General features: G+C 68.1%; 13 protein-coding genes and 2 pseudogenes. 10 read left to right on the top strand and 5 right to left on the bottom strand.

Translation table 11 applies throughout. From position 1 onward, the window contains the following. Positions 1–152 precede the first annotated feature (152 nt). From ABZ215_RS41415 to ABZ215_RS41390, 6 genes and pseudogenes are all read left to right on the top strand, one after another. Positions 153–314, top strand: coding sequence for a hypothetical protein (locus tag ABZ215_RS41415; protein WP_354956261.1), 162 nt, complete (start codon positions 153–155; stop codon positions 312–314). A gap of 12 nt (positions 315–326) precedes the next feature. Then, positions 327–890, top strand: a pseudogene (locus tag ABZ215_RS41410) (alpha/beta hydrolase); the annotation flags it as partial. A 460-nt stretch (positions 891–1,350) separates the two neighbouring features. After that, positions 1,351–2,520 (top strand): hypothetical protein, encoded by a 1,170-nt coding sequence (locus ABZ215_RS41405; protein ID WP_354956259.1) that lies wholly within the window; start codon positions 1,351–1,353, stop codon positions 2,518–2,520. After that, positions 2,521–3,111, top strand: coding sequence for a hypothetical protein (locus tag ABZ215_RS41400; RefSeq protein ID WP_354956257.1), 591 nt, complete (start codon positions 2,521–2,523; stop codon positions 3,109–3,111). A gap of 158 nt (positions 3,112–3,269) precedes the next feature. Continuing rightward, a pseudogene (locus ABZ215_RS41395) lies at positions 3,270–4,222 on the top strand (permease). Beyond that, the gene (locus ABZ215_RS41390; protein ID WP_354956255.1) at positions 4,219–4,974 is read left to right on the top strand and encodes a TIGR03943 family protein; all 756 of its coding nucleotides are present in this window, start codon (positions 4,219–4,221) and stop codon (positions 4,972–4,974) included. Before ABZ215_RS41395 ends, ABZ215_RS41390 begins: the two are co-directional and overlap by 4 nt. A gap of 212 nt (positions 4,975–5,186) precedes the next feature. Here ABZ215_RS41390 and ABZ215_RS41385 read toward each other — a convergent pair whose 3' ends face one another. Beyond that, complete coding sequence (locus tag ABZ215_RS41385; protein WP_354956253.1) at positions 5,187–5,438, bottom strand: winged helix-turn-helix domain-containing protein; 252 nt, start codon at positions 5,436–5,438, stop codon at positions 5,187–5,189. A 277-nt stretch (positions 5,439–5,715) separates the two neighbouring features. Here ABZ215_RS41385 and ABZ215_RS41380 point away from each other — a divergent pair, with 277 nt between their 5' ends. Beyond that, positions 5,716–6,555 (top strand): helix-turn-helix transcriptional regulator, encoded by an 840-nt coding sequence (locus tag ABZ215_RS41380; protein WP_354956251.1) that lies wholly within the window; start codon positions 5,716–5,718, stop codon positions 6,553–6,555. A 12-nt stretch (positions 6,556–6,567) separates the two neighbouring features. Here the strand turns inward: ABZ215_RS41380 and ABZ215_RS41375 are convergent, their stop codons facing one another. The 3 genes from ABZ215_RS41375 to ABZ215_RS41365 form a co-directional block, all read right to left on the bottom strand. Then, positions 6,568–6,879, bottom strand: a complete 312-nt coding sequence (locus ABZ215_RS41375) for a hypothetical protein (protein WP_354956249.1) — start codon at positions 6,877–6,879, stop codon at positions 6,568–6,570. A 296-nt stretch (positions 6,880–7,175) separates the two neighbouring features. Further along, entirely contained in the window at positions 7,176–8,120 is a 945-nt protein-coding gene (locus ABZ215_RS41370) for a phosphotransferase (protein ID WP_354956247.1), read from the bottom strand. 15 nt (positions 8,121–8,135) lie between these two features. Further along, a complete protein-coding gene (locus ABZ215_RS41365; RefSeq protein WP_354956245.1) occupies positions 8,136–8,606 on the bottom strand; it encodes a hypothetical protein in 471 nt (156 codons plus the stop codon). Positions 8,607–8,795: 189 nt separating this feature from the next. Here ABZ215_RS41365 and ABZ215_RS41360 point away from each other — a divergent pair, with 189 nt between their 5' ends. Then, the gene (locus ABZ215_RS41360) at positions 8,796–9,860 is read left to right on the top strand and encodes a helix-turn-helix transcriptional regulator (RefSeq protein ID WP_354956243.1); all 1,065 of its coding nucleotides are present in this window, start codon (positions 8,796–8,798) and stop codon (positions 9,858–9,860) included. Positions 9,861–9,870: 10 nt separating this feature from the next. Continuing rightward, a complete protein-coding gene (locus ABZ215_RS41355) occupies positions 9,871–10,428 on the top strand; it encodes an HD domain-containing protein (RefSeq protein WP_354956241.1) in 558 nt (185 codons plus the stop codon). Between the two features lie 110 nt (positions 10,429–10,538). Here ABZ215_RS41355 and ABZ215_RS41350 read toward each other — a convergent pair whose 3' ends face one another. Continuing rightward, a complete protein-coding gene (locus tag ABZ215_RS41350; RefSeq protein ID WP_354956239.1) occupies positions 10,539–11,162 on the bottom strand; it encodes an A24 family peptidase in 624 nt (207 codons plus the stop codon). A 257-nt stretch (positions 11,163–11,419) separates the two neighbouring features. Here ABZ215_RS41350 and ABZ215_RS41345 point away from each other — a divergent pair. Continuing rightward, the coding region (locus ABZ215_RS41345; protein WP_354956237.1) for a hypothetical protein at positions 11,420–11,864 on the top strand (445 nt) is incomplete at its 3' end.

The following is an 11,864-nucleotide window of genomic DNA, read 5'->3' as shown; positions in this document are numbered from 1 at the left end:
AAGACTATTACGCCCGAGTGATTTACACAACAAAACTGCCACCCCCGGTGGGGCGCCGGGGTACGCACCCCCGGCCCCGCCCGACGGCAGCATTGAGACCACAATAATCCGTACACTAGTGTTCAGGTTATCGCGCTGAATGGGGGACATCGATGCCCGTGGTCGTTGTGGATGGTCTGCATCTGCACTACGAGGTGAGCGGCCTGGGAGAGCCGCTCGCCCTGGTCCACGGGTCCTGGGATGACCTGCACGGCTGGGACGAACTGGTTCCCCACCTCGCCCACCACTTCCGCGTGGTCCGTTACGACCGGTGAGGCCATGGCGCCAGCGACCGGCCGGCAGGACAGGGCCGGATCGGCGAGGACGTGACCGACCTGGCGGGCATCGTCGATCGGCTCGAGTTGCGCCCCGCCCACATCGTCGGCCACTCCTACGGCGCGACGGTCGCCCTGCTGCTGGCGCTGCAGCATCCCGAGCTGTGCCGCAGCGTCACGGTTCACGAACCGCCGGCGTTCGGGTTGCTCAAACACCTGAACCCCGAGCTGCTCGACCAGGTTCGGCGACGGATGGAGGAAGTCGTGCGGCCGACCGAGGACGAGGTCGAGAAGGGCACCCGCATGTTCGTCGACGAAGTCGGCTTCGGCCCCGGCACCTGGGAGCGCGTGCTGAGCCCGCGGCTACGAAGGACCTTCATCGCCCACGCCGACACATGGCTCGATCAATCGCGGGACCCGGACCGCCTGGCCGTCGGTACCGATCAGCTCGCCAGGATCGCGGTACCGACACTGATCACCCGCGGCGACCGCAGCCTGCCGTGGTACCCGCCCGTGGTAAACGTTCTCGCCCAGTCCATTCCGGACGCCCGCGGACGACCACAACTCGGCGGCTGATCAGGAACGGACTTGTGCGAACCGGGGGGTCAGCCCGGTGCGGTGCTGTGGCAAACGATGGCGGCGACCGGGGCCGTTCGACCCCATCCTAGTGCCGGAGTGGTTCGCCGGCCGGCCTATCTCCCGTTCGGGCGCCCCCGAGGTTCAGCAGCCCAGTTTCTGCGGGCCCTTGGTTCTTCCGGCCTTCACGATTGTTGCCCCACTAACCTTGATAGTAGAGTGTCGCGTGCAAGCGCCGTGAGTGCTTGCGCATGGGAGGACGGCCCGGCAAGCCAACGCTCGCCGGGCCGTCCGCGCAAGCGGACATCGCCAAGACTTCCGCCCCGCCCGGCCCCGCCCGGAGAGGGTGTGACACTACGCCAATCGTATGGCAGACCTCCCCGATCACTACTATCACGGCTAGTATCCCCGCCGGCTGGTCGCGTTCAGGCAGGCGACCCGGATCCAGACGGGAGTGCGCATGCGCCCACGGCACCTCGTGCTGTTTCTCTGCCTGCTCAGCGTTCCCGTTCTCGTCGCCCCCGTGGTGTTCGTGGCGGTCATGACAGCGGCACGCCCGACAGCGGTCAGCCCCTCGCCGACGAGAGCGGGAGTGGCGACCGCGATGCTCCCACCGCTGGCCAAGCAGATGCTGCCGTTCGTCGCCACCGTGATCGACGAGCGCTGTCCGGAACTGAGCGTGCTCCGCGTGCTGGCCGAGGTCGCGGCCGAGTCGGGATGGCGCCCGGAGGCGTGGAGCGAAGACATCAACGGCGGCGCCGCCGGGCTCCTGCAGATGAACGAGACGAACTGGATCAGCCTGGGCGGGCAGGTGTGGGGCGGTGCGCCACCCCCACCCCAGGCCGACATCTACGACCCCAGCGTGCACCTGACGCTGGGAATCAACTTCCTGTGCGGCAATCTCCGGGCGATGGCGGTTCATCTGCGCCAGGCGGGCAAAGCGATCGACCCGATGGACGCGATGAGCGTCTGCCACATCGCCGGCTGCAGCCGCGTGGTCAACAGCCGCAGCGGGATCCCGGAAGCCGGTGAAGCCGGCTGCGACCAGCGGTGCGCCTCGCTCATCCGCCGCTATCTCGGCAACATCCACGACTATGAACGTCGATGGACCGCGACACCCGCGGACGCCGGCCCGCCGGGCGCGGTACCAGCCGGAATCGACGTCGGCGTGCTTCCCGGTGCGGCCTCGTTCACGGGTGGACCACGCGGATGCACCTCGCCCGACCCGACGAGCGCGGCGGGCTGTGTCACCGCTGCGACCGCCCACGCCTATCAGGAGCTCAAGAAGGCATTCGGTCCGCAGATCCGATCCGCGGGCTGCTGGGCACAACGGCCGTGGAATCCGACGAGCGATCACCCATCGGGCCGCGCCTGCGACGTGTTCCCCGACCGTGCAGGCATCTTCCCACGGGGAGAACCGCTTACCGCCGGGTGGCGCATGGCTGCGTGGTTGCGCGCCAATGCCGAAGCACTGCTCGTCAAGTACGTGATCTGGCAGGGCAGGTACTGGGACCCGACGACTGGCGACCAAGGAGGCTGGGGTGAGCGCTACACCGGCGGCGGCGTATACAACACTTCCGATCCCACCGGCGGGCATTATGACCACATCCACGTCAGCTTCACAGAGTGAGTGACGCTTGACATGTGGGACGCCCGGCGCATTCTCACGGCGGCCGCACTGGCCGCCGGATTCGGTCTGCTGTGGCTCGTCGGCTCGAACGCCGACTCGCCGAGTGACAGCAGCCTTCCGTCATCCGGTTCGACCCCGACGTCACCGATCGGGCCGGACGCCCGGCGGGCCGCGTCCGCCCCAGCCCAGCGGCCCGGCGAAACGGCTCCTGCCCCGCCCGGACTCGATTTCACCAACTCCGAAGAGGTCGCACGCGCCTACCTGGTCACAGCGCACTCAGTGAGCGCTGCCGACCAGAACAGAACGAATCGCCGGGTCCTCCCTTACCTCGCACCGACCAACCCGGACAACCCTCGTGGGCTTGTCGTCACCGGCGCCCCACCCGCCGGGAAGCTCGCCACCGCTGTCGTCGATGAGCTGGCGGTGGCCTTCACGGACGAGGCCGGGCGGTCGATCGCATACCAGGCCACGTGGTCGACCTCAACCGGCGCCATCCGCGAAACGCAAACGACCTACGTCGTGCTCCAGCGCCAATCCGACGGGCGGTGGCTCGTGACGCAGGAGTCGGCACGCTTGCATCCGGGGAACTGAACCTCCTTGGCGCCAACCATGGGTCGGCCGGCTTCTTCCACTATGTGCGGTAGTGTTCGCCGGGCACTCCGGCTGTCACCTCACGAAGTGGAGCACGATCGGTGGCCGTGACGTCCACTACCGCCCGACGGCGGCGCCCGCGTCTGCGAATCGCGTCGATGCCAGTGCTGTGCGCCGTGCTGATCGGTGCCGCGCTCGGGCAGAGCTTCCTGGTCGACCTGTTCGACACCCCCGTGCTGCGAACCGGATCCACGGTGTTCGTCGCGGTCGTGGTGCAGGCCCTGCCGTTCCTCGTTCTCGGAGTTCTGATCAGCGGGGCCGTCGCGGCCTTTCTGCCTGCCGACAGGCTGCGGCGGATGTTGCCTCGGCGGACGGCGCTGGGCGTCCCGGTCGCCGGGCTCGCCGGGGCGGCTCTGCCGGGTTGCGAGTGCGCGTCGGTACCGGTAGCCCGCCGGCTGATGCAACAGCAAGTGGCTCCCGCCGTCGCACTGGCGTTCCTGCTGGCCTCCCCGCGATCAACCCGATTGTGCTGATCACCACGGCAGTCGCCTTTCCTGGCCGCCCGGAGATGGTGTTGGCCCGTTTCCTCGGTTCCCTGAGCACTGCGGTGGTCACCGGCTGGCTGTGGCAGCGTTTCGGCCGGTCGGATTGGCTCGCCGAGCAGGCCCTGCGTCGGTTACCGGACTCGGACGGTCAATCCCGATGGCAGCTGTTCACCGAGACGGCACGACACGACCTCGTCGACGCCGGAGGTTTCCTCATCATCGGCGGACTGGCCTCGGCCGTCCTCAACGTCCTTGTGCCGTCCGCGTGGCTGGACGCCATCGGCGGCCACCTCGCACTCGGGGTCATCGTCATGTCGGTGCTCGCGGTGATTCTCGCGCTGTGCAGCGAAGCCGACGCCTTCGTCGCAGCTTCCCTGGCCGGCATTCCGCTGGTTCCCAGGCTTGTCTTCCTCGTCGTCGGTCCCGTGGTCGACCTCAAACTCATCGCGCTACAAGCCGGTACGTTCGGGAGGCGGTTCGCGCTCCGGTTCGCTCCGCTGACTTTCCTTGTGGCGATTGGCTGCGCCCTGGTCGTCGGCCTCCCGCTCCTGGGCGGTGGCCGGTGAAACGGGAGACCCAGAACGTGCTGCTCCTCCTCGTCGGAGGCGCGTTGATCAAGATCACCATCGACGGCAGCTATCTCCGCTACGTCAAACCTGTGATGGGTCCGTGGCTGGTGGCCGCGGGAGCCGTCACCGTCGCTCTGGCCGTGATCGCCATCGCCCGCGACATCCGTGCTTCGCGTCCGGCGGAACCCGCTACCACGGACGCGCCGGAGCCTCAGAGCGCCAGTACCGGCCAGGACCACAACTCCCGAAGCCCATGGCTGCTCCTGCTGCCGGTGCTGGTGATCTTCCTCATCGCACCTCCGGCCCTCGGCGCCGACGCAGCCAACCGGGCGGGCACCCGCACTCTGACCGCTCCCGGGGGAAGCGGCTCACACCGTGCGCCCTTCCCTCCGCTGCCCCCGGGCGACGTGACCACCCTGCGCTTCGTCGACCTCGTCACGCGCGCGGGGTGGGACAGCGCCGGCACCCTGGACAACCGGACGCTCCGAATCACCGGCTTCATCATGCACAGCAAAACCGGAGAACCCCTGCTGACGCGGATCGTCATCAACTGCTGCGCCGCCGACGCCTTTCCGATCCACGTCCGCCTCGCCGGGCCCCAGCTCGCCCAGTACCGGGACGACCAGTGGCTCACCGTGACCGGCGTCGTCGAGCCCTACACGGCAACGGAAGGCAACCGCTACACGCCTACGTTCCACGTCCGGACCGCCACTCCCATCACGCCGCCGGACGTCCCTTACGAGTCTTGACCCATGGCGTGAGTCCGGAAACGCCATATTGCGCCTTCGAGTGGTTCGGGCTGTCGGCAACCGCCTTCTTCAAACGGGCCTCGAGAGCCGTTGCTGGACGCGCACGCGAGGTGCAAATACGTTTCGGCGTCCATCGCCGGATCGCGGTCGCTGAGGAGTGCATCCCGCCAGCTCTAACCCACTCCGGCCGAGCAGTCTGCGTCTTCACTGAGCTATGACGGCGGCCTGACGCGGCCTTCGCACACGAAAGTCCCTTTTGAGGGCACCGTGACTACGAGACCCTCGTCCCGTAGGAGCTGAGTAGCGTGGCGAAGGGTGCCGAGCGCGACGCCAAGCTCGGCCGCCAGGCGCCGTTCAGCCGGAAGCGGCGTGTTGGGCGCAAGTTCGCCGGACTCGATCCGGGCCTTGAACTGCTCGAAAACTGTTCGGTAGAGATATTGCGGAGTTCGACGATCTTCCGTCATCGCCGACTCCGGTGAACGCGCCCCCAGCCGTTCTCTTCGTTGAGAGCGACCTTCACTCGCTCGGGCATCGCGTGACGAGGGCGACGCTGCGATCGAACGCTTCTCGCCGCGGAAAGCACGCCACGGCAAATACGAGAAATCCACCGCCACATCATTCTTCCCTCCAGGTTTGGTGCGGTGCTACACACCAAACGACGGTGCAATGCGTGAACGAGAAGGAGCAATAGCCCATCTGGGTCGTTCTGACAAAAAGGTCTCTCTCGGTACTCTTGACTTCATGCCGAGACACCCCGACACGGAGAAGCAGCTCGACGACCGCCCGCTCGCACGTCTCCTGCGCTCGCATTGGCTGGCTCGCACACCTCGGCTCACCACGAGAAACATCGGCGAGCAGCTCGGCGTCTCCCATACCACGGTAACCCGGTGGCTCGATGGCACGCTCCTCCCCACAGTTGGCCAAACAACAGCACTCGCGGACGCTCTGGGAATCACAGGTAGAGCACGTGCAGACCTGCTCCATGTCGCGGAGTGGATGAATCCGCGCCGGGGCACGCCCGGCCTGTTTGGCATTTCTCATCAGACCGTCGAAGCGCTAGAGCTCGAAAAACGAGCCACCTCCATCGTGGAGTGGTCACCGCTTCGCATTCCCGACTTCTTGCAGATCGACGATTACGCTCGCCGCATCACGGGTGATTCGAGCGACACGACCGACAGAGCCGAGCGTCAGATCACCCTCCAGAGCAGGCAGAAGAAGTGTGAGGTGTTCCTCGGCCTGCAGGCCCTTACCTGGCAGGTCGGCGGGGTGAACGTCATGGCGAAGCAGGTTGAGCAGTTGATCGACACCCTTGACCAGCGATCGGCCGAGCTGCGGCTGGTATCCGAAAGTTCCGACTGGCATGACGGACAGCTTGGCCCTTTTGCGCTCTACGAGCGTGACGATGGCGAGGGCGCCGTCGTCATCCAGCACCTTGGGGCGGTCACCCTCCTGACCGATCGAGAGCTCGTCGAACGCTACCGACAGCTTCGCGCCACGCTCGAGCAATTTGCCCTGACCCCCGAGGAAACTCGTCGACGTCTCGACGATGTTCTACGGGAATTGAGAACCGCGTCATCGTGAGGCCGCCCGCGGTCAGTCGTCGCGGCGGCGTAGGGCGTAGGCCGGGACGAGCTGGTCGACGACCTCGAGCTTGTTCCTCCGCACGTCCGCATAGGGGATCTCGAAGTCGACGACACCGAGCCAGTCCCCTTTCGCGGTGGGGAACCAGCCGGTGAGGCGACCGGGCACCTCGCCGGTCATGTCCAGTCCGGTGACGAGGGTGTGCACGGGCGCGCCCGGCACCCGCAGGTAGAGGGCGTCCAGCCGGACCCAGACCGGGGTGATGACCGGTACCCGCCCGTGGTCGGCGTCGCCGGCGAACCGGCTGTAGGGACTGTGCAGCATCGGCAGCCTCCTACTTCCAGCTCGGCCGCACAGCTTCCGCCCAACGGTCGAGGTACGGCTGATCGTCGAACTCGGCCCGCGCGGCCACCGGCCCAGCCGTGCCGAAGTGCCACGCTGCAGGAGACACAGCTTCAGCCCGGCACGCCTGGCACTCGACAGCAATTCCCCCGCTACCAGCAACGGCACGGTATCCCGCCACGGCAAGGGAATGTCGCCCCGCCCTGCACGTCGCGGGCAGGACGACGAGTCGCTCACCGCGGGGATCGACGCGGTAGTTGACGAGCCCGTCGTTCCGGTCATCGCTCAGGCCCTCCACGCTCATGACCTGAGGCTAACATGCCATCGAACTTGTGTTCGAAGGTCGCGTCGTCGGCCAGGCGGTGGGTGACCCAGGCGCGGACGGCCGGGACGAGGGTGCGCCACAGGTCGCGGCGCTGCCGCGCGGCCTGGTACTCCCAGATGCCCCAGATCTCGACCGCGAGCGCAGTACGGACGGCCGGTGGAGTCCGCTGCCACACCGGAAGGGTCTCGGCCCACGCTTCCGCGGCAGGTGGTGGGTGTCCTGCGGCGATCAGCCGGGCGATCAGGAACGCCACGTCGACCGTCGCGGGTCCGGTGCGCGACCACGCCCAGTCGATGATCATGGCTCGGCGCCCGGAGACCAGGATGTTGAGCGAGTGCAGGTCGGTGTGCACCAGGTCGTGCCCGTGGGCGGCCTCGACCGCCCGAGCCTCCCACGCTATGAGCTGCTCAGGTACCGACAGCCCGGGTGGCGGGTTCTTGGCGAGCCGTCGCCAGGGTGCGAGTCGTTCCCACTGGTCGGCCAGCCGGGGTGCGGGTGCTGGACAGTCGGCGAGGTCGCGTCCCAGCGCTGCCACCGCGGCGGCCACCACGGGCAGGTCCGGTGAGCCGGGCGCGAGGTCGGCGTGGGTGCCGGTGACGCGGTCGAACCCGAGCAGCAGCCAGCCGTCGACCTCGATGCGCCAGCGCAGTCGCGGCGCGATGGCCGAGGGCAACCACGGGTTGATGTCCACCTCGTGGCGGTGCATCGCGCCGCGTTTGCCCTCGGCATCGGCGATACCCTTGCAGAACACGACTCCGCCGGAGCGCAGGTGCAACGTGGCCGAGAAGTCCGAGTTGCGTCCCGCCGAAGGGACCTCGGCGTGCGCGACGAGCCCGGCCTTGCGCTCGATCGCGGCTCGCACCGCGGCGGGGAGCTCGTTCCAGGTGCTGCGCGGCATCGTGGAGCTCCCCTGTCAGTGGCGGGCCGGCGGCGGGTCGTCGTGGCAGCCATTGTGGCAACCAGTACACCCGGCCTGCGCCGCCTGCGGCCACAGCTCGGGGTCCAGCGTGAAGCCCGCGGCCTCGATCGCCGCCACCGTGCGGGCCATCGTGTCGCGGGCGGTGTCCCCGCTGGCTGCGGGGTCGTGGTCCTCGGTGGGCACGTGGTGCAGGAACCGGCCGGCGATCCGGTCGCAGAAGGCCGCGTAGTCGCGGGTGTGCAGGACGAAGGTGTGCCAGCCGATGTCCACCAGGTCGCTGGGCGCTAGCGGGGATCCGGTGTTGCGGGCGCACGCGGCTAGGAAGGCCAGTGCCTGGTCCATGATGCGTTCGGCCAGGCCGCGCTCGACGTCGTGCTCACCGACGATCCGGCTCGCCAACCGCTCGAACAGAGCGGGCTCGACCAGGGACCGGCCGGTCACCGGGGTGCTCAGTACTGCTGTCAACGTGTCCTCCTTCGGCGTGTGCGATCACTCCCCGTGATCGCATGGGAACACGTTACGATCGGGGCGGCCGCGGCAGAACGGACTGCCAGTACGGGTTGCGGCAGCGGCGAGGCGGGATCTGGGGGCGAACGCATGGCGAGGGCGTCACGAACACCGACCGGCAGTCAGGGATTACGGTGCCTGGGCGTCGTGGCGGGGTTCGTGCTCAAGCTCGCCCGCCAGTTCGCGGGGGCGACGCAGGATCAGTTCGCCGAGGCCGCGGGCGTCGACGTGACGACGGTGCAGGGGTGGGAATCGGGCCGGCGGCCGCTCGCGGCGATGCAAACCCGGGACTTCCTGCGGCTCCGGACCACACTGACCCGGCTGGGCGCGCCAGCCTCCGTGGGCCGGCACCTGCACGAGGCCATCGAAGCCGACCTGGTCCTCGCCGCGGCCGTCGACGCCGGCCCGGCGTGGCTGGACCCCGCGCACCATCCCCTGGCCGCCAACGTGCATCGCCGGTCACTGACCAACCTGATCACCTGGCCGATCACCGGGATCCTGCCCGAGCAACTCCGCCCACTGGCCACGCCCACACGGCGACGGGGCCCAGCGGCCTCGCGACCCGTGCTGTACGCCGACGAGCGAGCACGCTTCTTCGACCACATGCTCACCCTCGCCGACCGTGCCGCCGGGCCCGATCAAGCCCTGCTGCGTCGCCAAGCGATCTACCTGTTGAGCTTCGACAAGCGGGCCGCGAGCATCGACTGGCTCCGCGGCGAGTGGGGGCGCGCCAGCCGCCGGCCCGTCGAAACCAACGACGTGAACCGGCTGCTGGAAACGCGCTCCGCCTCGGTTGCGCTGGCCGGACGCGGCGACTGCGACGTGCTGAGGGACTTCACCGCCGCCATGCCCATCGGCTCGGTCCCGGACGTGGCGAACCTGAACTACTGGGCCTACTGGATCGGCGAACTGCGCGAGGACCACGTCGACGACGCCTTCATGCTCCACGCCGACCCCCGCTCCTGGGGCGGAATGCACCTGCTGGAGCACCTCACCCGACGCGTAGCGCCGACCTCGCCGCACCTGCCACTGAACCTGCACACCCTGGTCACGTTGATAGCCTCACGCCCGTCACTGCTGACCAACTGGCCCCACCTGCGCCCGCCGCTGGCCGAGGCCGTCGAGGTGGGCCTGTCCACCGACGAACTCAGCCGCGCCGAGCGGGACCAGTTCGCCGGCCTGCACTACGCCCTCCGCATCGCCGACCGATAGGAGCCCCTGCGTGTCCGACCCCAGCGCCATCGCCAGCTTCGGCTACGAACTCGGAATCCTCAAACGGATCCGGCGCTCGGGCTGGTGGCACGCCGGCGTCCGCGACCCCGAATCCGTCGCCGAACACTCCCTGCGCGTCGCCCAGCTCGCCGCGCTCCTCGCCGCCGAAGAAGGCGCCGACCCCGCCCGCGCCGCCTACCTCGCCCTCTGGCACGACACCCAGGAAACCCGCACCGGCGACCTCCCCCACACCGTCAAGCCCTACCTCACCAAACCCGACCCCAAGCACATCACCGCCGACCAAACCGCCCAGCTGCCCGACACCGCCCGCGCCTCCGTCCGCGACGCCGTCGACGAGTACGAGACAGCCGAGAGCCACGAGGCCCGCTGCGCCCGCGACGCCGACAAGCTGGAGATGCTCCTCCAAGCCGTCGAATACCGCGACATCGGCATCCACCGCGTCCAGGGCTGGATCGACAGCGCCCTCAAAGGCCTATCGACCACCACCGCACAGCGGGTCGCCGAGGCCGCCGTAGCGCTCTCCCCACTCGCCTGGCGCGACCGCTAGCGCAAATAATCTAGGACTGTAAACATCGGCTACCCAGATTATTCTAGAGATTCTCGGCGGCTTAGCTGCACGCAATTGTCATCTCTGCGCAGGTGGATTATTCCGACCATTCAATGCGCGAGGCCGCCGAGGATGGTCACCAACGCGCCCAGCGCCAAGTAAGGCCCGAGCGGCATCGGCGCATCGCGTGACATTCGACCCGTCGCTCGTAACACAAGGCGTGCCACGGCAGCGAGCAGCCACCCCGCGACCGTGCCGAGCATGATGGCCGTCCAGCTCTGCCAGCCCAGCGCGAGCCCGAGCAGTCCGGCGAGCTTCACGTCTCCTGCGCCGAGGCCACCCACAGCGAGTGCGAGCACGAGGTAAGCAAGGCCAAGAACGGCCATCCCTGCCACGGCTCGGAGGAAGTCCGCGTAGCCAGCCGCGAGCACCGCCCCCAGGCCGAAGATCGTCCCGAGCGCGAGGAGACCCGCGAGGATCAGCACGCTAGGCAGGCGTTGTTCGACGAAGTCGAGTAACGCAAGGGGCACCACCACCAGCGAAAACGTGCTGTACGCGACGAGGTCGATCCCCCACCCGAACCGCCAGCCCACGGCGGCAAAAAGCGCAGCCGTCAGCACGGCGGAGGCCACCCACTCTCTCGCACCGAGCGCCCATGCGGGCGGCAGCACTCGTAGCCCGAGGGCCAGTCCGGCACCGGCGGCGGCCCAGCCGGTCAGCACCAATGGATTCAAGGGCCACCTCGCGTCGAAAGGGCGAAATGCGCGCATGCCGCTGACTGCCACAAATACCGGACGCAAGCCTCCGATGTTCTCCGGACACGGCCAAAAGGGTGAATCTCCATTGGTAAAAGCCATGCCGACCTCAAAGTCAGTGCGCCGTCGGCATTGCAGCCGAGGGGGGACGGTGGTGTAGAAAGTTTGATCTGGGTGAACAGCGATCAAGGATTGTGACCGGGGGTGTCGTGGTGCAGGGGAGGATGCTTCGCTCCATGAGCGGGTGGGCCGTCACCGGGGTGACTTGTCTCGTCCTGCTCTCGGCCTGCACCCCTGAGCAGCCGGCCAACCTCGCGTCGGGACCGTCGTCTGCCGCCCCGGCACCGGCCACAAGTACCAGTCCATCGCAGACCGGCGGAGACAGGGCGAAACAGGACGCGCTGGCGGCCTACCTGGGCATGTGGCAGGACTTCGCCGAAGCCGGGAGCACGTCCGACTGGCAATCGTCCAAGCTCGCGCAGCACGCCGCCGGCCTGGCGCTGACGAACCTGTCGCGAGGCCTCTACGCCGATCACTACAACGGATTGGTGACGAAGGGCGAGGCGACTCACGACGCCAGAGTCATGTCGGCCGAACCGGCGAACGAGCCGACCAGGGTCATCGTTACGGACTGCAGCGATTCCACCAATGCCCTCAAGTACCGGGCCGACAACGGCCAGC

It is taken from the genome of Amycolatopsis sp. NPDC006131 (assembly GCF_040614175.1).
GTDB classification, from domain to species: domain Bacteria; phylum Actinomycetota; class Actinomycetes; order Mycobacteriales; family Pseudonocardiaceae; genus Amycolatopsis_E; species Amycolatopsis_E tucumanensis.
The sequence above is the reverse complement of the archived record's forward strand: the minus strand, read 5'-3'. Positions and strand labels throughout refer to the sequence as shown.